This window comes from Lactobacillus sp. ESL0237 (genome assembly GCF_003692985.1).
Classification (GTDB): domain Bacteria; phylum Bacillota; class Bacilli; order Lactobacillales; family Lactobacillaceae; genus Lactobacillus; species Lactobacillus bombicola.
Genome location: NZ_REHE01000009.1, coordinates 20,134 through 43,426 on the forward strand (window position 1 = coordinate 20,134; position 23,293 = coordinate 43,426).

At 34.6% G+C, this 23,293-nt stretch carries 21 protein-coding genes and 1 pseudogene; 3 read left to right on the plus strand and 19 right to left on the minus strand.

Features of this window, described 5'->3' with window-relative positions:
• Positions 1-114 precede the first annotated feature (114 nt).
• The 3 genes and pseudogenes from F5ESL0237_RS04845 to F5ESL0237_RS04860 form a co-directional block, all read right to left on the minus strand.
• Positions 115-1,008, minus strand: a complete 894-nt coding sequence (locus tag F5ESL0237_RS04845) for a DUF4097 family beta strand repeat-containing protein (protein ID WP_122024804.1) — start codon at positions 1,006-1,008, stop codon at positions 115-117.
• 206 nt (positions 1,009-1,214) lie between these two features.
• Positions 1,215-1,484: pseudogene (locus F5ESL0237_RS04850) on the minus strand (ATP-binding cassette domain-containing protein); the annotation flags it as partial.
• A gap of 1,027 nt (positions 1,485-2,511) precedes the next feature.
• Positions 2,512-2,934, minus strand: a complete 423-nt coding sequence (locus tag F5ESL0237_RS04860; RefSeq protein ID WP_122024806.1) for a hypothetical protein — start codon at positions 2,932-2,934, stop codon at positions 2,512-2,514.
• A gap of 807 nt (positions 2,935-3,741) precedes the next feature.
• Here F5ESL0237_RS04860 and F5ESL0237_RS04865 point away from each other — a divergent pair.
• On the plus strand, positions 3,742-4,485 hold the full coding sequence (locus F5ESL0237_RS04865) for a hypothetical protein (RefSeq protein ID WP_122024807.1): 744 nt from the start codon (positions 3,742-3,744) through the stop codon (positions 4,483-4,485).
• 662 nt (positions 4,486-5,147) lie between these two features.
• Here the strand turns inward: F5ESL0237_RS04865 and F5ESL0237_RS04870 are convergent.
• The 10 genes from F5ESL0237_RS04870 to F5ESL0237_RS04915 form a co-directional block, all read right to left on the minus strand.
• On the minus strand, positions 5,148-5,453 hold the full coding sequence (locus F5ESL0237_RS04870; protein ID WP_122024808.1) for a nucleoside triphosphate pyrophosphohydrolase: 306 nt from the start codon (positions 5,451-5,453) through the stop codon (positions 5,148-5,150).
• Between the two features lie 127 nt (positions 5,454-5,580).
• Positions 5,581-6,321 carry an ABC transporter permease gene (locus F5ESL0237_RS04875; RefSeq protein ID WP_122024809.1) on the minus strand — a complete coding sequence of 247 codons (741 nt, stop codon included), beginning with the start codon at positions 6,319-6,321 and terminating at the stop codon, positions 5,581-5,583.
• On the minus strand, positions 6,314-7,045 hold the full coding sequence (locus F5ESL0237_RS04880) for a hypothetical protein (protein ID WP_122024810.1): 732 nt from the start codon (positions 7,043-7,045) through the stop codon (positions 6,314-6,316). The genes F5ESL0237_RS04875 and F5ESL0237_RS04880 overlap by 8 nt, the downstream gene beginning before the upstream one ends.
• On the minus strand, positions 7,038-7,742 hold the full coding sequence (locus F5ESL0237_RS04885; RefSeq protein ID WP_122024811.1) for a lantibiotic protection ABC transporter ATP-binding subunit: 705 nt from the start codon (positions 7,740-7,742) through the stop codon (positions 7,038-7,040). Before F5ESL0237_RS04885 ends, F5ESL0237_RS04880 begins: the two co-directional genes overlap by 8 nt.
• Before the next feature lie 445 nt (positions 7,743-8,187).
• A complete protein-coding gene (gene carB, locus F5ESL0237_RS04890; protein ID WP_122024812.1) occupies positions 8,188-11,370 on the minus strand; it encodes a carbamoyl-phosphate synthase large subunit in 3,183 nt (1,060 codons plus the stop codon).
• Positions 11,363-12,448 (minus strand): carbamoyl phosphate synthase small subunit, encoded by a 1,086-nt coding sequence (locus F5ESL0237_RS04895; RefSeq protein WP_122021953.1) that lies wholly within the window; start codon positions 12,446-12,448, stop codon positions 11,363-11,365. The genes carB and F5ESL0237_RS04895 overlap by 8 nt, the downstream gene beginning before the upstream one ends.
• Entirely contained in the window at positions 12,449-13,723 is a 1,275-nt protein-coding gene (locus F5ESL0237_RS04900; RefSeq protein WP_122021954.1) for a dihydroorotase, read from the minus strand. It lies immediately after the preceding gene.
• Positions 13,723-14,679: an aspartate carbamoyltransferase catalytic subunit gene (locus tag F5ESL0237_RS04905; RefSeq protein ID WP_122021955.1), complete on the minus strand. Its 957-nt coding sequence runs from the start codon at positions 14,677-14,679 to the stop codon at positions 13,723-13,725. The genes F5ESL0237_RS04900 and F5ESL0237_RS04905 overlap by 1 nt, the downstream gene beginning before the upstream one ends.
• Before the next feature lie 159 nt (positions 14,680-14,838).
• Complete coding sequence (gene pyrR, locus F5ESL0237_RS04910; protein WP_118896318.1) at positions 14,839-15,378, minus strand: bifunctional pyr operon transcriptional regulator/uracil phosphoribosyltransferase PyrR; 540 nt, start codon at positions 15,376-15,378, stop codon at positions 14,839-14,841.
• 184 nt (positions 15,379-15,562) lie between these two features.
• Positions 15,563-16,486 carry a dihydroorotate dehydrogenase gene (locus tag F5ESL0237_RS04915; RefSeq protein WP_122021956.1) on the minus strand — a complete coding sequence of 308 codons (924 nt, stop codon included), beginning with the start codon at positions 16,484-16,486 and terminating at the stop codon, positions 15,563-15,565.
• Between the two features lie 239 nt (positions 16,487-16,725).
• Between F5ESL0237_RS04915 and pyrF the strand changes: the two genes are divergently transcribed.
• Complete coding sequence (pyrF, locus tag F5ESL0237_RS04920) at positions 16,726-17,433, plus strand: orotidine-5'-phosphate decarboxylase (RefSeq protein WP_122021957.1); 708 nt, start codon at positions 16,726-16,728, stop codon at positions 17,431-17,433.
• A complete protein-coding gene (gene pyrE, locus F5ESL0237_RS04925; RefSeq protein ID WP_122024813.1) occupies positions 17,433-18,068 on the plus strand; it encodes an orotate phosphoribosyltransferase in 636 nt (211 codons plus the stop codon). Before pyrF ends, pyrE begins: the two co-directional genes overlap by 1 nt.
• A 114-nt stretch (positions 18,069-18,182) precedes the next feature.
• Here pyrE and glnA read toward each other — a convergent pair whose 3' ends face one another.
• From glnA to F5ESL0237_RS04955, 6 genes are all read right to left on the minus strand, one after another.
• Complete coding sequence (glnA, locus tag F5ESL0237_RS04930) at positions 18,183-19,520, minus strand: type I glutamate--ammonia ligase (RefSeq protein ID WP_122021959.1); 1,338 nt, start codon at positions 19,518-19,520, stop codon at positions 18,183-18,185.
• Positions 19,521-19,706: 186 nt separating this feature from the next.
• The gene (locus F5ESL0237_RS04935) at positions 19,707-20,951 is read right to left on the minus strand and encodes a methionine gamma-lyase family protein (RefSeq protein WP_122021960.1); all 1,245 of its coding nucleotides are present in this window, start codon (positions 20,949-20,951) and stop codon (positions 19,707-19,709) included.
• Positions 20,944-21,864 carry a tRNA (adenosine(37)-N6)-dimethylallyltransferase MiaA gene (gene miaA, locus F5ESL0237_RS04940; RefSeq protein WP_122024814.1) on the minus strand — a complete coding sequence of 307 codons (921 nt, stop codon included), beginning with the start codon at positions 21,862-21,864 and terminating at the stop codon, positions 20,944-20,946. The genes F5ESL0237_RS04935 and miaA overlap by 8 nt, the downstream gene beginning before the upstream one ends.
• A gap of 65 nt (positions 21,865-21,929) precedes the next feature.
• Positions 21,930-22,334, minus strand: coding sequence for a rhodanese-like domain-containing protein (locus F5ESL0237_RS04945; RefSeq protein ID WP_090092854.1), 405 nt, complete (start codon positions 22,332-22,334; stop codon positions 21,930-21,932).
• A 49-nt stretch (positions 22,335-22,383) separates the two neighbouring features.
• Positions 22,384-22,602, minus strand: a complete 219-nt coding sequence (locus F5ESL0237_RS04950) for a YqgQ family protein (RefSeq protein ID WP_090092855.1) — start codon at positions 22,600-22,602, stop codon at positions 22,384-22,386.
• Positions 22,602-23,282: a rhomboid family intramembrane serine protease gene (locus F5ESL0237_RS04955; RefSeq protein WP_122024815.1), complete on the minus strand. Its 681-nt coding sequence runs from the start codon at positions 23,280-23,282 to the stop codon at positions 22,602-22,604. The genes F5ESL0237_RS04950 and F5ESL0237_RS04955 overlap by 1 nt, the downstream gene beginning before the upstream one ends.
• Positions 23,283-23,293: the final 11 nt, after the last annotated feature.

The window sequence follows — 23,293 nt, forward strand, 5'->3', positions numbered from 1 at the left end:
TTCAGGGCTTATTTAATAATTAATATATTTATTTTATGTGTTGTTTAATATTGTTTACTAAATTTAAATTGATTCTGAAATTTTAAATATTATGTCTCCATGTTATTTGTTAGTTTAATTGATTACCATATCACCATATTTACTAGTAACTTTAAGTGTTGGAGCCTTATCTACTACAAATGAGAAGTGAGATAATTTGTTATTTCCACGGAACTTAATAGTGCTCGTAGGATCGGTTGAAAGGTAATAAGACATTTGGGAAGGATTAATCATTTTGAAATCTCCATCTACAGTTTTAAATGTACTATTGCCTAACATTTGAGAATTTTTAATTTTAACATCACCGTCAGTCAAAAATGCTGTTACTTTAAATTTACTGTTAGTGATAAACATATCTGAATTGTCTGAATGTATTGAACTATTTGCTAATGTCGAATTTGTTACTTTTAAATCGCCATTTGATAAACGTAATTTAGAATCTTGAATTTTAACATCATCAGTATCGATATCACCATATTTTGTATTAAAATTAATTTTAGAAATACTTACATCATTTAAATAAATATCACCATCATGACTATAACCCATCATTTCTTTAATAGCGTTAATGTCAGGAACTGTAATAAGAACTTGATAAGATCCATTATCGTGGGCAAAAGCTTGACGTCCTGCATCAGAAATAGTTAATACTTGATTTTTAACCTTAACTTTAATCTTATTCAAGTCTTCCCCAGCAAGTGTTACTTGATATTTATTGCCATGAGAAACTTGAATATCTGGTTCATATATATCAAAGTTAATTTTATTAAACTTAGTAACTCCAAAAGTTTGAGAGTGATTATCTTTGTCCTTTTTATTGTTATCAATTTTCTTACTGTAGTGATTGGCTTCTACTTGATTGTTTTTAAAGTTATTATTATGGGTATTAATTTTTATACCTAAAAATAAAATAATACCTGCAAAAACCACTAAGAACATTATGGCAACAATTTTATAAAATCTTTTCATTTATTTCTCCGTATGTATCAGTTAACTACTTATAATACAATTTTAAAATAGACCATTAGCAATGACCTAATAGCTCAAACAATTCCTATTTACAATCTAGATTACATGTCATATTTTTGCTTAGTTATAGCAATGGACTAACAACAATATAAAATTCAATCAATATGAAACATTTAATTCATAAGATTCTTCTATATTCAAGTACTTCCCGTTAAAAATGGATAGATAGCTGGATGCTCGATCAAAGCGCCAACCCTTGCTAAAGCCCTATGACTAGTCTCAGTGACTGGACGCTTACCCACGGTGATACTACCGGTAAACTTCGTCAAGCCTAAAATGGTTTTCATAATCGTGGTTTTCCCCGCACCATTAGGTCCAATTAAACTGACAATTTCACCTGCCTTAATCTTCAAAGAAATATTTTTTATAATTTTAATTTTTCCTATATAAGTGTTTACATTACTGACTTCAAGTATTCCTTCATTAGCGTGTTTCATTTTTAAATTAAACCTCTAAAATAACTTAAATTCAATGTTACATTATAACCGTTTCGCTATTCTATTTATATAATACACAAAAACAAACTATTATACAATTAATTTTTAAGTAATATGCCCAATTTAAAACTAGATATTAATACTCAGTATTGAGATTCATTTTCTAAATTGAACAAAAACTATCAGCAATTAGACATGTATGAAAATTGCTTTATTACCAAAATTTTAAAGTAATCTACAGGTGTTCATCGTAAATACCAAACATTATTTGATTTTTTCGCTTTATTATCCTATCTTTGGTTAGCAGAAATATGTGGCGTCAGCGATAAACTTTTCATAACTAAATCTATTCATTAAATATTTAGAATACTGATAAACAAAAAAGAGTCTGCAAACGATTTGATATCTTAAACCAGACTCTGTTTATATTAAATTAGAAATTTGCAGCTAATCTTTTTGTGATGAGATTAATTAAATTCTACTTTGCATAGAATTACTTACTAAGCTTAAATATTTTTATACATTAATTTCTTTATTTCCTACCATTAACTAGATAGCTATTAATTAAAAACTTGAGAAACGAAATCATCTTGAGACTAGGACAATCTAAAAAATTATTTTATAGCAAACACAATAAATATATTAAATTTGTGGGAATCAGTAAAAAGCTTTGTTTGATTAATATTTTTGCTAACGTGAAAATTATTGATTTTTTTGATAAGACATGGTCTGCTGGTCAGCCGAATATAGCATTGGTAGATTTTGGGTAAGCGTCTAGGCGATTTTATGGTTACAGATAAAAAGCGATATTTTAAGTATGTGGATAGCCAATGGTTTAATTTTTATACATTGTTATTGGTTTACAATCTACTTGTGTTTTTCTAATTAATAACACCATAACCAAGAAAAGCGTTGAACTTTCATGTTTAACGCTTTTTTTGTTGGTCTAGAAAAATAGTTTTTTCCCAGACTCTTTCAAACGGGCATAATTTTTTACACCATACAATCAATTACTTTTCCTTTTCGTCTTAACAATAAGAAAATATGCCGCAAATATCATAAATATGGTTACTAAAGATGGACCAATTAGCATGTTTATAGTACCATAACGCTGAATAATTGTACCGATAATTGGATTAATTATCATTGTCAGTAAACTTATTGAAAATGACAAGCCAGAAATAAATGTAGCTCTAGATATATCACTTACCCATAAATTAAGCATTTGCATGACTATTGGATCTAAAATATCTAGAACTATGTATAATATGCCAGCTCCAATTAAAAATAAGTACTTATTTTGTTGCCACTCAAGTCCAGTTGCAACAAATAATAAACTAGCTATGAGAATGGTTAAAGATGAAAACTTCATTTTTATTAATCTATATGCCTGAGTAGCAATTAGTCCTCCAGCCAGACTATATATCATAAATACATTTCCATTTGCAGAAGCGTCAAATTCTAATTTAGAAATGTAATTTGGTAATAACATAAAAATTGCATTGATTACTGATGTAACTAATATAGTAAAAACAGCCCTGAAAATATAACAGTTTTCTTGTTAAACATATCTCCTATAATCCCACTTGGAATTTCAGAAAAAATTGAGAGAATAAAAATATCGACTGTATTAAATCCAGTTTTAACACTTGAACAATAAACAGAATACTTATTATTCTAGTGAACCTAGCTTGTTTAAGCAAGGTATATATAATATTTACTTGTATAATTTTTCATACTAGTATACCCATAACTTATTCAATAACTTAACTAATTTATATAAATTATTTGTTTCAAATATTTTGTCTACCGATTAATACATTTTTACATATGACCTAATTTTTGATAAGCGCTTGTTGTTCAGATAAATAATTTAATAGCTTTTACTAAACTAATATTGTAATGGCTCTGTTGATAGACGATATCCGCTCCATTTTTTCGCATTGTAGTAGTTCATAAGTAGACAATTTTCAGCTTTTCAAAACTTTTAATCCTGCTGGGATAAATTTATATAATTACTATTTAATTAGATATATATTTATATTGTTACAACGTGATCACTGATTAATTCAATTGGCCCACACATTCTCTTAAGTTTGAAAATTTTAATCAATTGCGTTTTCTCTATTATTTTAATTTTACTACAATAATACTGATTTGTTGCATAATAAAAATTAGTTTGTTGTATAATAAAATTGCAAAAACATTAAATAATATAATTAAGGAGGAATACAAAATGGCTACTAAAAATATAATTAAATTAAGTGCTTCAATAGCCATGCTTACAATGCTAATTTCTTCACCTCTAGCATCTACAGTTAATGCGGAAACAACTAGTAGTAAGGAAAATATTTCAAAAAATAATATATCACCTGTAGTTAATCATGATAATAATAAATTGAGACAAATTGCAGTTAATAACAATTTAGATTTAGCTATTGTTCCGACTACAAATGTTATGGGCAAAAGCAGTAACATAAGCAATCAAGCATGGTCAAACAAGTTGGCCAAGGCTGGTTATATTTTCAAATTGTCCAAGGATATTTATGCTTCTTCTGGAGGATTATTTCCAAGCAATTTTGCTAAGCGTCAGCCTTATAGTGTAAAATACGCCAAAAAAATATATGATAAGAAGATGCTGTTTAAAATAGATCAGGTCAAGTCGGTCAAGAATGGTACATCCATTCATATCGTATCTAAAAATAAGAAGTACCAGTTTTGGACTAACTTTCTGACAGGAACTTGCAATATCTATGGCCGCAGAAAGGCACTGAAGCCGATAATAAAAGCAGAAATTAAAGTGATACGTACTACAGACAAGAAGACAGCTTCAAGGTCATTAGCCAAAGCTACAAAAGTTACCGCTAAATTACACGGTAGCAATAAAAAAATTGCTTCTGACTCGATTATCCAATTGAAGCAATGGCTTAATAACAAAAATTTTGCTAATATTCCTGTTCTTTTAATTGGTAGCCTTTAATTAATTAGTAGTTGAATTTAAAATAATGTTCAACAAGTTCTTTTATAAATACTGTTGGTAGAGTTAAATAAGCAATTAAGTGTTAAGTTACCAAATAGCTTAACACATTTTCTTTGCCTGCCGTATTAGGCTCTTCCAGTTGGTTCCATGCGGTTAGGTTGCTAAAATTATGATGTAGATACTTAAAAAATATTACAAAATGAGGCTAGGAAGAAACTAGCTTTTTAAAATAATCAAAAAGCAAACAAAAGACTAAAAAATAATATGACCCCCTAAAATTGTCTTAATTTTGGGAGTCATATCAAAAATGTGTTTTGTCTGCTTTTTATTTGTTGATATCAGCTTTAATTTTAGGGGCATAATCATAACGCAAAGCTTTTGCTTCAAGCAGATTATTAAAATAGTAAAAAACAATTTAAAAACCGTTTAGCTTTCACGACTTATCTAAAAATATATCACTTTTAATCGATTAGCATATTAGTCAAAAATCGAATTATATCTATTAAATCCAAATAATTTTTTAAATACGTTAATATTTATTTTAACTAATAAGTTACTATTTTATCCTATCAGCTTAACGATATTACCTATAATATCAAAAGCAAAGATTAATATTAAAGCAATCGTGGTGAAAACCTCAAAGGAACCATTTGGTGAAATCATTAATCAAAATTTTTAGTTTCCATTTCAATAAATTCTGTAAAGCCGCCCTTTTCTGCTCGTTTTTGGGCAACTACCTTTAAAAAATGTTCTTGGTCAATCCCCTTAAAGTCTAAATAAGCTCTTAAAACTTCATAAACATCACCAAGCTCTTCAACCAAGTTGGTTTCACTGGTCGCATTAACTACTTCGCCAGTTTCTTCCACTAATTTTTTCTTTAAGGCTGGCTCAATTTCGTCATGTGTAAGGTAACGATAATTAGCCGCTTTAGCAAATTCAGGTATTTTATCTCTAACTAATTTTTTCATCTTAAATTCTCTTATAAAATAATAAAGACAATAGTTTTTATGATACTATAATGCATTCCTACTTTTTTTGTAAAATATCAAAAACTATTAAGTTTACTGCAATACATTCAAAAACTTCTCTACTTCATTATTCTGCCTTTTCTTGCCAATGGCTAAAGTAGTGCATAATCAGCCAACTTAAGATGATGGTTAACAAAACGGGTACAACATAAGTCAATGCGGCTACTTTTTGATAAGCAAGCGGAATGTCAGGTAGCCAAAAGACGGTCAAACGGCTTTGCCATGCCCAAGGAATGATTGGCCAAATAAAATCAAATAAGGAAGTTGTAGCCAACATTGCAATTACTGAGCCAAAAAAACCTAAAACTAAGCTACCACCAACGTTCCACTTCATTACAGCCACTTCAGCAAGCTCATACTGTAAAAAGCCTAAAAGCGCCATGGCAATGCTAGTAAGCAATAATTTAATAAAAGAAATGTCAACCACTTTAAAACCAAAAGTCAAGATTAGATAATAAATTAAATTCGTGCCGATAATTTCAATTACGTACAGCAGCCAGTAATAAAACAATTGCCCCGCTACTATTTTGCCCCTGCTAATCGGTTCGGTTAGCCAATTTTTAAAGTCTCCCGCCTTCTTCTCTCGATCATAGACTAAGCACACGACAATGCTAATCACAAGCGGTGAAGCAAGTGCCAAAAAAGTATTAAATATATTGATCATATTTTCTGAACTGGATAGATTTTTGCGACTGCCATAATACCAGCCAAAGATAACGGGGAGGAAAATTAAAGCAATTAAATGTAGATAAAGTAGCATGCTACGACGTAGTTTGATATTTTCCGCACCACAAATTCGTTTAAGCATTTTTAATCACCTGCTTTTGAAATGAATAGGCTGCCAAATAACTGAAAATAATAAATAGGCTAATTGAAGCAAAAATAGTCCAAGAAGCATTAGGCACAAGCGCACCAATTTTTATCGGAGTACCATTAATATGTAATTTAATCAGTGCCACTGGAAATAGGTTGGACCAACCATACGGCAAAATCGGGCCCCAAGAAAAGGTGGTTACGCAATATATGCCAATCATAGAACCGATAAAGGCTAGCCCAAGCGTAACATAGAGGTTAGATATTCTGCTTAACCACGTATAAAGAGGGATTTCCCAGATAGTCGTTAAAAAAAGGCCTCCAACTGCAACTAGGCAGGAAACGATTCCAACTCTAACCGTCCAAATAAAACTGGTTAATATAAGAAACACGACTAAAAAGAAACTAACAATAAACGATAATAGTACACCATGCAAGATTCTTCCTAATTCATAAGTAAACAAATTAGTGGGCGAGCTTAAAATTGTTTTATATTCCGTACTATTTTTTTCATAACGATCGATTAGACCAATAATTAACGCCAAATATAAATTAAGCCAAAATAAGCTCCATTGATTAATCGTACTTTCAAGCACATAACCCGTCGAATTAAAAAAAAGAATGGTGAAAACCATAACCAAAAGGGGGAAAAGTACCGTTATGGGTCTAATAATTGTTCTTTTGGTTTTAAAAACTTCATTTTCTAAAACTTTAAACATATAGAACACCAGCCTTTTCCAAAGTCGAATTAAACAGTTTTTCTAAATCAATTTCATGGTCATATGGTTGTTCCAAGAGAAGCTTACCGGCGCCAATAATACCAATATTATCAGCTAGATGTTCTACTTCTGAAAGCATGTGACTAGAAATAATAATTGTGATGTCTTTCTGCTTGAATTCAGCAATCAAATTACGTAACTGTTGAATGCCCAGTGGGTCTAGTCCATTAGTCGGCTCATCTAAAATCAAAAGTTTAGGATGTCCAACTAAGGCTAAACCAATTCCTAACCGCTCTTTCATTCCTAAAGAAAAATTCTTCGTTAATTTATTTCCAGTATTGTTAAGACCGACGGTTTGTAAAATACTGGGAATCTCACTTTCGCTTGTGCCACGCAAACGACAAATTACCTGTAAATTCTCTTTAGCAGTCAGATTGCTATATAAAGGAGCATTTTCAATTAATGAACCAATCTTAGCTAAGTCAGATCTTGTCCATTCATGACCAGCAAATTCGACTTGACCACTTGAAGCCGGAATCATTCCTGTTAAAATTTTCATTAAAGTGGTTTTACCTGCTCCATTAGGTCCTAAAAGACAATAAACTTTATTTTCTGGAATATGTAAATTTATTCCATCTAAAACTAGTTGGTCTTTAAACTTTTTAACCAGATTTTTTGTTTCAAGTAAATTAATCATGCGCATATTCTCCTAAACGTATTTAGATTTCCCCCATAATTATATCAATATGTACTAAATATACAATTTTTAATTATTATTTCATAATATATCATATTATGAAAACTAGCAAACGTCCTCTTCCCTGTGGCTTTTATTAAAATAAGGAAGTAATCTTGAATTTTCACTAAATGATCACAATAACTCTTCAGGTAAAAGGTTGTTTAATGATATTTAAAATTTCAAAAAGTTAAGTTCCAGCTTAGCCATTTATCTGCCAATTACTCTAAAATACTTAAAAAAGTTTATTTTACTACCAAAAAATACAGTATTGCGCCTTCTTATTTTTTAGCTTTTTTTGCAAAAATAAATTACCGTTTATTATTAGCTAGTAATTAATTAGCCATAATTAAAAACTCTTTAAACAACTAACCTTGCTGAGGACTATATTTAAAGCGTTTTTTATTTAAGTTAAACTAGTAGTCAAAAATGAACGATTCTCTAAAGCAATAAGCAGTGCACGCGCTGTATCAAAACTAGTAATTAATGGAATATTCTGATTGATTGCCGCTTGGCGAATAATAAAACCGTCAGAATTCTTGGCCACATCGTGCCCCATCGTATTGATTACTAAATCGATTTTACCATTTTTAAATTCAGTCAAGATATTATCATCAGTTTTTGCATGAATTTTATTTACTACAGTTGCATTTAAATTATGTTGCTTAAGATAGCTAGCGGTGCCACTAGTAGCAAAAATACGATACCCAATCTGGGCAAAACGACTAGCAATTGGCAAAACTTCTTTTTTATCACGATCTTCAATAGTCAATAAAACATTGCCGCTATCTGGAATTTCCATATTAGCACCAGCAAAAGCCTTATATAAAGCCTTAGGAAAACTTAAATCGCTCCCCATAACTTCACCAGTTGATTTCATTTCAGGACCTAAATAACTGTCGACATCGGTTAACTTACTAAAGGAAAAGACCGGTGCCTTGACACTAATCATCTTGGGTTCAGGTGCTAAACCGTCAGTATAGCCTTGCGCTTGCAAACTTTGCCCCATAATTACTCGAGTTGCCACTTGCGCCATTTCAATCCCTGTAATTTTACTTAAAAATGGGACTGTTCGACTGGCACGTGGATTAACTTCAATAATATAAATTTCACCATTGCGCTCAATCAACTGCAGATTCATAATCCCATGACAGTTAAGTTTTAAGGCTAATTTTTTAGTTACTTCAGCAATTTTTTGTTTAATCTCAGGTGAAAAAGTTTGGGCTGGATAGACCGCCATCGAGTCACCTGAATGTACGCCTGCATGTTCAATATGTTCCATAATACCTGGAATTAGCACGTTTTGACCATCACAAATTGCATCAACATCACATTCACGCCCATCAAGATAATCATCAACTAAAATTGGATGACTAGCAGCAATATCAACATGATTTTGCAAATAATCCGTTAATTCTGCAGGAGTATAAACAATTTCCATTGCTTTACCACCCAGAACATAACTCGGCCGTACTAATACTGGATAGCCTAACTGCTCTGCTGCTTGCATCACACCTTCATGAGTAGTTGCTGTAATTCCTTGTGGCTGCTTTAACTGCAGTTCTTTAACTGCTTGATCAAACAACTCACGATCTTCTGCGCGATTTAAATTAGCAACACTAGTTCCTAATATCTTAATACCATTTTTTTCAAGTCCTGCAGCTAAATTAATTGCCGTTTGTCCACCAAACTGAATAATTACCCCTTCCGGTTGTTCTAAATCGCAAACATTTAACACATCTTCTAAGGTTAATGGCTCAAAGTATAATTTATCTGAAATCGAAAAATCAGTTGAAACCGTTTCCGGATTAGAATTAATAACAATTGCTTCGTAACCCATCTTTTGCAAGGCTTTAACACAGTGAACGGTGGCATAATCGAATTCAACCCCTTGACCGATTCTAATTGGTCCCGAGCCAACTACTAAAACTGATTTTCGAGTAGTTGTTTGACTTTCATTTTCGGTATCATAAGTTGAATAAAAGTATGGCGTTTGCGAAGCAAACTCTGCCGCACAAGTATCAACCATCTTATAAACCGGAACAATCCCCTTTGCTTTACGCAATTGACGAATGCTGCTTTCATCTTCTTGCCAAAGATTAGCAATTGTCTGATCACTAAAACCGTATTTTTTGGCTAACTTGAGAGTTGTAATCTCTTTAGGATGAGCCTGAATGGTTTGTTCTAATTCAACAAGATGCTTTACAATGTCTAAAAAGTAAAAATTAATCTTAGTTAATTCATGTAGATCAGAAATAGAATAATTTCGGCGAAAGGCCTCTGCTAAATAAAAAAGGCGATCATCCTGTACCTTGACTAATTTTTGTTCTAATTCTTCATCACTTGCTTGATGCGCTTGTGGCGCAAAAAAGTCTTTTTGATCAATTTCTAGCGAACGCACAGCTTTTTGAAAGGCTTCTTCACCAGTACGTCCAATTGCCATGACTTCACCTGTCGCCTTCATTTGGGTACCTAAGGTCCGATCAGCCTTAGTAAATTTGTCAAATGGCCACCGTGGAATCTTGCAAACCACATAATCAAGAGCTGGTTCAAATTCAGCATAAGTTGTCCCCGTTACTGGATTTTTGATTTCATCTAGTGTCATCCCAATTGCTATCTTTGCTGCCATTTTGGCAATGGGATAACCCGTTGCTTTCGATGCCAAGGCAGACGAGCGTGAAACTCGTGGATTAACTTCAATCACATTATACGCAAAGCTGTTTGGGTCTAGAGCCAGTTGAACGTTACAGCCACCTTCAATTTTCAAAGCTCTAATCAGCCGTAATGCGCAATCACGTAGTAATTGATATTCCTTATCTGATAGAGTTTGAGCAGGTGAAAAAACAATTGAATCGCCAGTATGAATTCCTACTGGATCAAAATTTTCCATACAACAAACAATCATGGCATAATCATCGTGATCACGCATAACTTCAAATTCAATTTCCTTATAACCAGCGATTGAGCGTTCAATCAAACATTCGCCTACTGGCGATAATTCTAGACCATTTTTAGCAACTTGGGCTAATTCAGTTGGATCATTACAGATGCCACCACCTGTTCCCCCCATTGTAAAAGCCGGTCGTACAATAATCGGATAACCACATTTTTCACCAAAAGCTAAAGCAGCTTCAACGGTTTTAACACTCTCTGATGCTGGAACAGGTTCACCTAACTTTTGACAAAGCTCTTTAAATTGTTCCCGATCTTCTGCCTGCTCAATTGACTCTAATTTAGTTCCCAACAATTCAATGTTCAATTCAGCTAAAATACCACTTTTTGCTAGCGAAAGCGCCATATTTAACCCCACTTGCCCACCAAGCGTTGGCAAAATTGCATCAGGATATTCCCGCCGGATGATACGCGAAATAGCTGTGACAGTTAGTGGTTCTAAATAAACTTTATCTGCAATAGTTGTATCCGTCATAATCGTTGCCGGATTGGAATTAACTAAAATAACTTCATATCCTTCTTCGCGCAAGGCCAAACACGCTTGCGTACCTGAATAATCGAATTCCGCGGCTTGACCAATAATAATCGGGCCTGACCCAATAACCATAATTTTGTGAATATCTGTTCTTTTAGGCATGAAGTTCGTTTTCCTTTCTTTGATCAATCATTTGCATAAAATAATCAAAAATTCCTTCTTCGTCATGGGGACCTGGAGTTGCATCAGGATGAAACTGTACTGAAAAGGCAGGATATTTTTTATGTTGTAACCCTTCAATTGTACCGTCATTAATCTCAACATGGGTCACTAACAATTGACTTGCATCGATTGAACTTGCTTTAACTGCGTAACCATGATTTTGCGAAGTAAAACCAATATTTCCTGTAGCAATTTCGCGGACCGGATGGTTAAAACCCCGATGACCAAATCTCATCTTATAAGTTTTAGCCCCATTGGCTAGAGCAAAAATCTGATGTCCGAGGCAAATACCCATTAAAGGAATTTGCTGCTCAACTTGCTGAACCATTTTTATCGCATCTTGCATTTCCAGTGGATCACCCGGTCCATTGGAAAGCAAAACTCCATCGGGATGAAGGGCTAAAATTTTTTCAGCAGAAGTTGTGTAAGGTACTACAATACAATTACAGTCACGTTTACTAAGTTCACGTAAAATACTATTTTTCAAGCCAAAGTCAACCACTACAATATTACGCTTAGAGCCTGGAACTGGATAAGACTTTGTCGTAGCCACCCGCTTTACTACCCCGGCAGTCACATTAGTCGCACGTAGCTTAGCTATGACTTTGGCAGCATCCTTTTGACTATTGCAAATTTGACCTTTCATTGTCCCAAATTGGCGTAATTTTTTGACCAACATACGAGTATCAATTCCTTGAATTCCCGGAATATCAAGTTGCTCTAAAAAATGCGGTAGCGTAGTTTGCATGCGCCAATTATCGGGATAACGCGCTAACTGATGGCAAATTACCCCTTTAATGCCAGGCTCAAGCGATTCATAATCAGCCAAGGTAATACCATAATTACCAATTAGCGGATTAGTAAAAACCAAAATTTGGTCAGCATATGATTGATCAGTAATTGCTTCTTGGTAACCTGTCATCCCTGTAGTAAACACAACCTCACCCTGTGTCTCACAATTACTACCAAAACCTTCACCTGCATAGATACTGCCATCTTCTAAAATTAAGTATTTCATTTAATTGCCTTTCTTTTGGTAAACTATCTGACCATTAACCATGGTTAGTTCAGTTTGTCCATAAACTGTTTGTCCAGTAAATGGTGTATTTTTCCCTTTAGATTGGTAGTTGGTTTCATTAATTACACTAGCATTTTTTAAATCAAAAATTGCTAAGTCAGCTGGTTGATTTAGACCAATACGGCCAGTATTTTTTAGTTCAAAAGCTTGAGCAGGTTTTAGAGTAAGCCAATTGAGTAATTGCTCAAGCGTAAAAATATTAGTTCTAACAAAATGTGTATATAACTGACTAAAGACCGTCTCGCTACCTGTAATGCCAAAAGCTGCTTTAGCAAAGCCCCCACTTTTATCTTGTTTTGTATGCGGTGCATGATCTGTAGCGATTAGATCTATCGTACCGTCTAATAAACCGCCAATCAAAGCTGCTTGATCTTCTGGTCTACGTAACGGCGGATTCATTTTATAATTGCCATTGTTACTCATAATATCTTGTTCATTTAAAAGTAAATGGTGTGGCGTAACTTCACAAGTAACATGAATCCCTTGCTTTTTGGCCCAACGAACTAGTTCTACACTAGTTGCCGTTGATACATGACAAAGATGATAATGAACTCCTGTTTTTTGCGCTAGTAATAAATCACGCGCAATCTGTGTTGTTTCCGCCAATTCAGTAATTGGACGCAAACTCCAAGCCTTGGCTTTTTCACCTTCATTAATTACACCTAGATTGAACAAACTATCATCTTGAGCATGCTCAGCAATAATCAAATCATTAGCTTTAGCTTTTTGCATTGCAAGATACATTGTTTGGGCATCTTGCACGCCGTGCCCATCATTACTTAGGGCAAAGCAGCCAGCTTTTTTAAGTGCGGCATAATCAGGAAGTACGTCAGTTGTTTCGTTGACGGTAATTGGACCATATTGCAAAATATGAACTACTCCGTTTGCTTTATTATTAGTGACCATTTGTGTCATTAAATCAGCATCATTAGGTACAGGAACAACATTAGGCATTGCCCCAACAGTGGTGAAACCACCGTGAGCTGCAGCTAAAGAACCAGTTTGAACATTTTCTTTTGCAGTTTGGCCCGGATCACGATAATGAACATGAAGATCAATTAACCCTGGACTAACTAATTTGTCTGTAGCATCTATTACCTGATCTGCGGTTAAATTATGGCCAATAGTTGAGATTAAACCATGATTGATTAATAAATCGCCTTGCTCTAAGTGACCATTAACAAAAATCGTACCATTTTTAATGACAAGCGCCATTATTCTAGCCCTCCTAGTTTGCGTCCGCGCATCACCGCTTCAAGCATCGCCATACGCATGAAAACTCCATTTTGCATCTGCCGATAAAACATACTTTTAGGTGCTTCAACTAATTCATCAGCTAGTTCAACCCCACGATTAATTGGACCGGGATGCATAATAATGGTTTGCTCTTTTAGGTCAGCGTAACGACGCTGGTTAATTCCATAATCTTCATGATATTTTTTTGCATCAAATTTTTGTTCATTTGGATCACCTTCGTGGCGTTCATGTTGCACCCGCAAGAGCATCATCACGTCAACTTGGTTCACTAATTGATCAAGCTCTTGATATTCACCATATTGATCAAATTCACTATCATACCAATAACTTGGACCCGAAAAGTAAACCTGCGCCCCCAAGCGTGTTAATAGTTCCATATCACTTTTTGCAACGCGGGAATTGCTAATATCACCTACGATTGCCACTTTTAAGTCTTTAAAATGACCAAAATGCTCATGAATAGTCATCATATCAAGCATACATTGTGATGGGTGCTGACCGCTACCATCTCCACCATTAATTACTCCAATTTGCAAGTGATGCTCGTTATCTGGGTGAATCAATTCTTGATAATATTCATTTTGCGGATGGCGAATAACTTCTAAATCAACTCCTAGCGCAGCCATAGTCAAGGAAGTATCATAGAGGGTTTCACCTTTCTTAGTTGAACTATGTTCTGAATCAAATGGAATTACGGTTAAGCCTAATTTGCGCTCCGCCATTTCGAAACTTGTTCTTGTTCGACTAGAATTTTCTAAAAAAATATTTGTTGCATATACCGGTTGGCTTAATTTTGGCGTAGCGCCACCATTTTTAAAATATTCTGCCCGTTCAATAAGGGCTAAAACTTCAGCTGTTGATAAATTTTCTACATTAACAAAGTGTGATAGAGTGACAAAATTTTTAGTTTCCATAATTTAGACGCTTTCTTAAAAAAATAAACCTGAAGCTAATTTATGCTTCAGGTTTAGCAAAAGGGTTTTAAGCTGGCTAAATTTCAGTATACAAGCAGCTAAAAACTCAAACCCTTCTGACCCTCTCTGAAGTCAATTAAATGGTTGAATTATAATAATTTATGACAGTGGTTTTAACTCTACACTATCTTTATGATCAATTTCTTCCACATTTACTGCAACTTGTTCATGGGAAGAAGTCGGGATATTTTTACCGACAAAATCTGCTCGAATAGGCAATTCACGGTGCCCGCGATCAACTAGTACGGCCACCGCAATTGAACTTGGACGACCCAAATCCATAATCGCATCCATGGCTGAGCGAATAGTACGACCAGTAAAAATAACATCGTCAACTAAAACAACATTTTTATTGGTAACATCAACATCGATTGCAGTTGAATTGACAACTGGCTCTTGTGGTAAAGATGCATCATGGCGATCATCACGATAAAGTGTAATATCCAGCTGACCTAGAGGAACATCGACTCCTTCTAATTTTTGAATTCGCTCATGAATTCGTTGAGCTAAATAAACTCCCCGAGTCTTAATACCAACTAATACTAAATTTTCAGTCCCTTTATTGTGCTCAATTATTTCATAAGTAATTCGCGTTAAAGCCCGTTTCATCGTTAACGCATCCCAAATTTCTTTTGCCATGTTTTCTCCTATCTATTTTGCCTTAAAAAAGCACCTAATCTACCTTGAGACTAGGTGCTTACTAGAAAGTTAATACTTAATTAAGCTTGCCTTGTTAGCCTCACGGGACTAATTTTAAGGACGATATATATTTATAATATACGTGCGAAAATTTAGATTGTCAACCAAAAGCAAGAGTGACCTTTTAGTTAAATTTTACCTGACCAACCAAATCATTGATATCACTAACGCCCAAATCATCAAGTACTCGAGGAAGAGCTTGAATAATCTCGGGACAAACTAACGGATTATGAAAATGAGCGCTACCAACTTCAACCGCATTTGCCCCAGCTAGCATAAACTCAACTACATCACTAGCTGTTTCAATGCCCCCCATACCAATAATTGGCAACTGCGTAGCCACTCGAACTTGATGTATCAAATAAAGGGCAATAGGCTTAATGCCACGACCAGAATAACCGCCAATATTATTCCCAAGTAATGGTTTGCGCGAAGCAATATCAATGCGCATGCCCATAACTGTATTGATAAGAACTAATCCATCTGCGCCACCATCTTCGGCAGCACGAGCAATTTCCTGAATATTAGTCACATTCGGTGTTAATTTAATATAAATTGGTAACTCAACTTTTTGTTTAATAGCTGAGGTTATCCGCGCTACCATTTTAGGATGAACGCCAAAAGTCATTCCTCCTTGGGCAACATTAGGACAAGATAGATTTATTTCTAAAGCATCAACTAAGCGAGCTTGACTTAGTTGATTGGCCACCGTTAAATAACCCGCTTCATCTTCAGCTCCAACACTAGCAATAATTGGTAAATTTGGATAGAGTTTCTTTAGCGCTACTAATTTTTCATTAATTACTTGCTCTACGCCTGGATTAGTTAAACCAACCGAATTTAAAACTCCATCATCTAAAACCGCAATTTGTGGTTGCGGATTACCTACACGCTTGTTAGGTGTTGTCGTTTTAATTACCAGTGCCCCTAACTTGTTTAAATCATATTTTTGGGCAGCAGCTACGTCGCCAAAACCAAAGGTCCCACTTGCTGGCATAACTGGGTTTTTTAATTTGAGACCGGGTAATTTAACATTAAGATTGACCATATTTTCCTCCAAAATGAATGCTCTCTGTCATTACAATTATTTCGGGGCTTATTTTACACCTTTTTTTGATTTTTACTAGCTAAAAATCTGTTGTATTTTGTCCAATAAGGTGGTAAGCTCGGTATTAGTAAACTTTAAACGGTACAGTGAGACCGCAAGTTCAACATGACTTAATTACTATAAAAGTCTATTTTGATGCGCACTGTACCAAAATAGGCTTTTTTTGATGGAGGTTTGCAATGGAAAAAGCAGTATTTATTGCTTTAGATTACGATCGAGAAGAAGATGCTCAAAATTTACTTGTGAAATTAGGCTCAGCTGACAAAACTTATTTAAAGATTGGAATGGAACTTTTTTATCATTCTGGTTCGCATTTTGTTAAACAATTAGTGGAGCAAGGTTATCACATTTTTTTAGACTTAAAACTACATGATATTCCTAATACAGTTTATCATGCCGCTAAACAATTAGCTCAACTCGGTGTATTCTGTATTACTATTCATGCATTAGGCGGTAGTGAAATGATTATGGCGGCCAAAAAAGGGTTAGTTGCGGGCACACCTAAGGGTATGAAGCCACCCAAATTATTAGCAGTCACTGAGCTAACTTCAATTTCAGATGATATTTTACAAAATGAGCAGAACTGTTCTTTATCAATGACCAAACAAGTAGTTAGTCTCGCTCAAACAGCTAAAAAAGCCGGTGCTGATGGCGTCATTTGTTCTCCACTTGAAGTAACAAGCTTACAAAAAATTATTGGTACTGATTTTCTCTACGTAACGCCGGGAATTCGTTTAGCCAATAATCAAAATGGTGACCAAAAAAGGGTTGCTACTCCAAAGCAAGCCAAAGATTATGGCGCAAGTGCAATTGTAGTTGGCAGACCTATCACTACTGCTACAGATCCAGCGTCTATTTATCAAATCATTAAAAAGGAGTTTAACTGATGTACCAAGAAAAAATTATTACAAATTTAGTTGATCACAAAATTATTACTATTTCTCCTAATAAGCCTTTTACCTATGCTAGTGGGATGCTTTCACCGATATACACCGACCTACGTCTAACTGTCGCTTACCCCGACCTGCGCGATTGGATTGCTAGCGATTTAGCTGCCTTAATTAAAGAAAAGTATCCTGATGTTTCAATTATTGGTGGGGTTGCTACTGCAGGCATTCCACATGCTGCATGGGTAGCCAGCAAACTTAATTTACCAATGATTTACGTTCGTCCAAAACCCAAAGACCATGGAAAGGGAAAACAAATCGAGGGAATTTTTACTGCTAATGATAAAATTGTTTTAATTGACGATTTAATTACCACCGGTGGTTCAGTGTTAAACGCTGTCGCCGCTACTAAAAAAGAAGGTGGCAATGTTCTAGGGGTTGCATCAATTTTCACCTATTTTTTGAATGATACTAAGAAAAACTTTAACGATGCTGCAGTTGATTTTATATCATTATTAACATACCCCGAATTATTAAAGAAAGAAAAAGAATTAAATTATATAACTGCTTCTGAATATGATGCCCTAAAAAGTTGGCATCAAGACCCATGGAAATGGGGAGAAAAATTTAATTAGCCAATTTAATACCTCATTTTTGGGTAACAATAGCTTTAACAGTAAAAAATAATAAAAAGCAACGAATTACTTTTGTAATTCGTTGCTTTTTAAATATTATTAACCACTAAAGGCTTAATAACCCATATACCGATTTCTTTCCCAATCAGAAACAGTTTGTGTATATTGCGACCATTCTAATTCTTTAGAACTAATAAAACTTTGTGTCAAATGATCACCCAAAGCAGCTTGAATCAGCTGATCGTCCTTAAACGCTTTAAGCGCATTGTGTAATGTAGAAGGTAATGGTTTAATTCCTAATTCATCTCGTTGCTGTTGACTTAATTCAAATAAATTGCAATCAACAGGATCCATTGGCATTTTTTCCGCTTTAATACCTGATAGTCCCGCACTTAAACACGCTGCTAAAAGTAAATATGGATTAGCAGTTGGATCAGCCGAACGCATTTCTAAACGAGTATTAATTTCTTCTGCCGAAGGTACCCTTACCATTGGCGAGCGATTTTTAGAAGCCCAAGATATGTAAACAGGTGCCTCATAACCCGGAATTAATCTCTTATATGAATTAACAGTTGGATTACCTACAGCAGTAATAGCTCGCGCATGCTCTAAAATTCCATTTAAAAAGTAAAGTGCTGTATTTGATAAATGGAATTTATTATTATTATCATAAAAAGCATTCTTATTGCCCTTAAATAAAGACATATTAGTATGCATTCCATTACCTGCTTCACCTTGAAGTGGCTTTGCCATAAATGTTGCATATAAACCGTGCTTTTTAGCAATTTCACGGACAATCATTTTAAACATTTGCACACGGTCTGCAGTCGTTAAAGCATCATCAAATTTAAAATCAATTTCTTGTTGTCCCACGCCAACTTCATGGTGGGCAGCTTCAACTTCAAAACCAATGCTTTCTAACGTTTCAACAATATCTCTACGGCAACTGGCACTTTCATCATTAGAAGTCAAATCAAAGTACGAGGCATGATCAGGAACTTCCGTAGTCCAATTTCCATTACTGTCAAGTTTAAGTAAATGAAATTCTGCTTCAAAGCCAATATCAAACGCTGAAAAGCCCATCTCTTTCATTTCATTAAGGACACGTTTCAAATTATTACGCGGATCACCAGTAAATGGCTGACCATCGGTTGTATGAACAGAGCAAATTAGGCTACCGATCTTTCCGCCTCGACTGTCAGTCCACGGTAAAACTGACCACGTTGAAAAATCAGGATATAAAACCATATCACTTTCTTCTAACCGAACAAAGCCATCAATTGAAGAACCATCAAAACGAATATCATTTTCTAAGACTTTTTCAAGTTGACTATTTGGAACTTCAACTGCTTTTAACGTTCCATTAATGTCAGTAAACATTAATCGTAAAAATCGAACATCGTTATCAGCGACACTTTTTCTAATATCATCTTCTGAAATCTTATTTGTCATGCTTTTCCCCTAAAAATATAAACCACTAACAATTGGTATAGTTTACAAAAGTCCTTGACCTTTATACTAAACTTTGATTAATAGATTAACAAATCATTAGATAAAAGTCAAAATGGTATAACTATTTTGAGATAAATTTTATCAAAGCTTTACTTCTGACTTGCTTTAATTACTGATTAAAAATTATTAATTAAAAAATAATTCATTTACGGCATTGGTAATTGCTAGTTTAACATGCGCATATGTCAATCCACCTTGCATATAAATTGCATACGGTGGTCGAATTGGTCCATCTCCGGAAAATTCAATACTGGCACCCTCAATAAATGAGCCGTCGGCCATAATAACCTTATCTTCATAGCCGGCATCATTACTCGGAACTGGATCAACAAAAGAATTAATGGGGGAATTTGACTGAATAATCTTAGCAAAATTAATCATTTTTTCTTGATCATTAAAAATTACAGCTTGAATTAAATCCGTCCGCTCAGCATTCCATTTAGGTGAAACTGCAAGCCCCATTCGTTCTAATATCGCTGAAGTATAAATAGCACCCTTAATGGCATTGCCAGTTACGCTTGGTGCAATAAATAGGCCTTCAAAATAGTCAAGATTATTATTTAGACTTGCACCTTCAAAGCGGCCAATTCCGCCAGCTGTTAAACGATGAGCCGCATTTTCAATTAATTCATGTTTACCTACAATATAACCACCGACTTTTGCCAAGCCGCCACCAGCATTTTTAATCAATGAACCAGCCATTAAATCTGCCCCATATTCAGTTGGTTCATGCTTTTGGGAAAACTCCCCATAACAATTATCAATAAAAATAATACTGTTAGGACTTGCTGCCCGAATCATCGTAATCATCGGCCTAATTTTTTCAACGGTAAAGCTTTGGCGCGTATCATAACCACGTGAACGTTGAATTACGACCATTTTAGGTTGATGAGCAGTTAACAATTTTTCACATGCTGCAAAATCAACTTCACCGTTTTTTAAATCAACATGAGAAAATTTAACACCATATGACATTAAACTCCCACGCCCATCGCCAGCAATGCCAATCACCTGTTGCAGTGTATCGTATGGCATTCCAGTTATATAGGTTAGTTCATCCCCAGGTAACAAGTTACCTGCCATAGCTGTGGCCAAGGTATGCGTGCCCGAAACAAATTGTGAACGAACTAGAGCATCTTCTGTGCCAAAAATTTCTGCATACATGCGGTCAAGTTTATCTCTACCACTGTCATCAGAACCATAGCCAGTACTGCCAATTAGGTCAGCTTCAGCAACCTCTTCCTTTTTAAAAGCTTGTAATACCTTATTCTGATTGCAGAGTATAATATCATCAATCTTTGCTAATTGTGGTGCAATCTGCAGATCAATTTCACTAACAAGATGCTGTAATTCTTTGGGCCAATTATTCATTTAACCATGCCTCTACTTTCTGTTTAATTTCTTTTGTACAATTATTGTTTTTTAATGGGTCTACCCAATTAACTGGTAATTGATGGCGAAAATAGGTCAACTGTCTTTTAGCATAACGTCTTGAAGCAGTTTTTAAATCAACTACACATTCTGCCAATTTTTTTTCACCGGTAAAATAAGGAAAAAATTCTTTGTACCCGATTGCCTGCAATACTTGATATTCCTGCTCTCTATTTTGAAAAATAAATTCTGCTTCTTTAAGTAAACCTTGCTCCATCATCTGGTCAACCCGCAGATTAATTCGCCGATATATTTCTTGACGATCCGCATTTAAACCAATTATTAAATAATTATAACGTGGCGGGATTTCTTCTTGCTGCTGTGAAAATTTTTTCCCCGTTCGCTCAATTACCGTCAAGGCACGTAACACACGCCGTGAATTATTGGGTGAAATTTTACAAGCAGCTGCAAAATCTTGAGCAGCTAGTTGTTGCCAAAGTTGTGCAGCCCCATTTTGCTTTAAATACATATTCCATTTTTCAGCGATTGCACTTTCTTGGCTATTTTTTTCACCAAGCTGCATTTGGTTAAGAAAAGCATTAACATAAAAGCCCGTTCCCCCTACAAGGATTGGCAATTTGTTTTTTTTAGTAATTTCTTGAGCGGCATTTTTAGCATCATGAACAAAATCAACGACTGAATATGGTGCAAAAATTGATTGAGTATCAACTAAATAATGTTTAACAGTTTGTCTTTCTGAATAAGTTGGTTTAGCTGTTCCGACTGCAACTTCTTGATAGACTTGCATTGAATCGCCAGAAATAATTTCACCAGACAGCTCTTGCGCCAAAGAGATTGCCATACTAGTTTTACCAATAGCAGTTGGTCCAACAATTGCTAATATTTTTTGCATTTTCACTTTCCTTAATATTATATAGAAAAAAACACGTTTGAATAGTCACAAACATGTTTTTAAAATTAGTATTTAGCGGACTTAGTTCTGCCATTCCATTCATCAAAGCCATTTTTTAACCATTTGATTTTTGAAAAATTATTTTTTTGTAAAAACCTAGCAGCCCGCAAGGTAACCGAAACGGAATCAGAATATAAGTACACAGGTAAATCAGTCCTTAATTCAGCATATTGGTACTTTAACATTGTATACGGAATATTTCTGGCACCATCAATATGCTTTCTTTTGAAGGGCTCTTTTTCACGTAAATCAACGATTTGAGCTTTTCGCATTCCTTGTTTAAATTCATCGTTTGACAAGTCGCCATTACCTAGACGCTTAGCTTGAACTTTATTCCACAGCCATACAAATACAAAAGCAAGTATAATTACAACTAAAACAATGTCTATAATAATCAATAGAGTTGACATAAATTATTCTCTCCTCTAACTTTTATAAATAATATACTCCTAAATTCAGTTAAGAGCTATGTTTATCCTTTTCTATTTGCTCTTCATACTCATGTTCATGACGCAAAATCATTTTAGCTATTAGATAGTCGTGTTGGCTAATTAAATGAGAACGATTAATGTTATCAAGTTCAAGTGCCATTAACTCAATATCCCATATCCGTTTACCAACATGAACAAGCACACCATATTTTTTTAAAAGTTGTTGTACATCGTATAGAGTTTTCATTATATTTTTATAATCATACCTGTTCTAATAGTTGCTAGTACATAGATAAGTAATAAGCAACTAGCAATTACACGCCATTTAAAGGAATAACGCTTCATTGTCTTATCACCAATAATTATTGCAAGTAAAAAGCCAGTAATAAAGCCGCCAATATGACCCTGAATATCAATATTTGGTACAAATAAATCTAAGCCAATATTAATTAAGGCAAGCCAAAATGACTGCTTACCAAGATAAGTAAGAATTGGATTGGCTCGATTTCGCAAGGCGATTGCAGTCATGGCACCAAAAATTCCAAATAAGGCAGTAGATGCTCCTGCACTGATTGCTTGATCACTGCCCAAGGCTAAACTTAATAAATTACCACCTACGCCAGATAATATATATAAGATCAAAAAACGCCAATGTCCAATAATTTCTTCCAAATACATGCCTAAATAATAGATCATTACAGCATTAGAAATAAGGTGCATCATCCCGATATGCAAAAATTGAGCAGTAAGCAGGCGCCACCACTGTCCCGCAGCAACAATCGCATAATTATTCATTGCCCCCATTTTGACAAGTACATATGTGCTTTCTGAACCACCCAAAGCCACTTCAATTATATAAACAAGTAGCAGCGCTATTAATATTAGCACCGTCATATAGCAATTACGCAAATTCTGTCTTTGATTCATTATAACCTCTA

Bases quoted from the DNA above. Each gene is read 5' to 3' on its own strand.
- F5ESL0237_RS04935 (WP_122021960.1), bottom strand. From the start codon at position 20,951: ATGAATAATTGGCCCAAAGAATTACAGCATCTTGTTAGTGAAATTGAT.
- F5ESL0237_RS04945 (WP_090092854.1), bottom strand. From the start codon at position 22,334: ATGTCAACTCTATTGATTATTATAGACATTGTTTTAGTTGTAATTATA.
- pyrE (WP_122024813.1), top strand. From the start codon at position 17,433: ATGTACCAAGAAAAAATTATTACAAATTTAGTTGATCACAAAATTATT.
- carB (WP_122024812.1), bottom strand. From the start codon at position 11,370: ATGCCTAAAAGAACAGATATTCACAAAATTATGGTTATTGGGTCAGGC.
- F5ESL0237_RS04885 (WP_122024811.1), bottom strand. From the start codon at position 7,742: ATGATTAATTTACTTGAAACAAAAAATCTGGTTAAAAAGTTTAAAGAC.
- F5ESL0237_RS04950 (WP_090092855.1), bottom strand. From the start codon at position 22,602: ATGAAAACTCTATACGATGTACAACAACTTTTAAAAAAATATGGTGTG.
- miaA (WP_122024814.1), bottom strand. From the start codon at position 21,864: ATGCAAAAAATATTAGCAATTGTTGGACCAACTGCTATTGGTAAAACT.
- F5ESL0237_RS04875 (WP_122024809.1), bottom strand. From the start codon at position 6,321: ATGCTTAAACGAATTTGTGGTGCGGAAAATATCAAACTACGTCGTAGC.
- F5ESL0237_RS04860 (WP_122024806.1), bottom strand. From the start codon at position 2,934: ATGATATATAGTCTGGCTGGAGGACTAATTGCTACTCAGGCATATAGA.
- F5ESL0237_RS04900 (WP_122021954.1), bottom strand. From the start codon at position 13,723: ATGGCGCTTGTCATTAAAAATGGTACGATTTTTGTTAATGGTCACTTA.
- pyrR (WP_118896318.1), bottom strand. From the start codon at position 15,378: ATGGCAAAAGAAATTTGGGATGCGTTAACGATGAAACGGGCTTTAACG.
- F5ESL0237_RS04845 (WP_122024804.1), bottom strand. From the start codon at position 1,008: ATGAAAAGATTTTATAAAATTGTTGCCATAATGTTCTTAGTGGTTTTT.
- pyrF (WP_122021957.1), top strand. From the start codon at position 16,726: ATGGAAAAAGCAGTATTTATTGCTTTAGATTACGATCGAGAAGAAGAT.
- F5ESL0237_RS04880 (WP_122024810.1), bottom strand. From the start codon at position 7,045: ATGTTTAAAGTTTTAGAAAATGAAGTTTTTAAAACCAAAAGAACAATT.
- F5ESL0237_RS04895 (WP_122021953.1), bottom strand. From the start codon at position 12,448: ATGAAATACTTAATTTTAGAAGATGGCAGTATCTATGCAGGTGAAGGT.
- F5ESL0237_RS04955 (WP_122024815.1), bottom strand. From the start codon at position 23,282: ATGAATCAAAGACAGAATTTGCGTAATTGCTATATGACGGTGCTAATA.
- F5ESL0237_RS04865 (WP_122024807.1), top strand. From the start codon at position 3,742: ATGGCTACTAAAAATATAATTAAATTAAGTGCTTCAATAGCCATGCTT.
- F5ESL0237_RS04915 (WP_122021956.1), bottom strand. From the start codon at position 16,486: ATGGTCAATCTTAATGTTAAATTACCCGGTCTCAAATTAAAAAACCCA.
- glnA (WP_122021959.1), bottom strand. From the start codon at position 19,520: ATGACAAATAAGATTTCAGAAGATGATATTAGAAAAAGTGTCGCTGAT.
- F5ESL0237_RS04905 (WP_122021955.1), bottom strand. From the start codon at position 14,679: ATGGAAACTAAAAATTTTGTCACTCTATCACACTTTGTTAATGTAGAA.
- F5ESL0237_RS04870 (WP_122024808.1), bottom strand. From the start codon at position 5,453: ATGAAAAAATTAGTTAGAGATAAAATACCTGAATTTGCTAAAGCGGCT.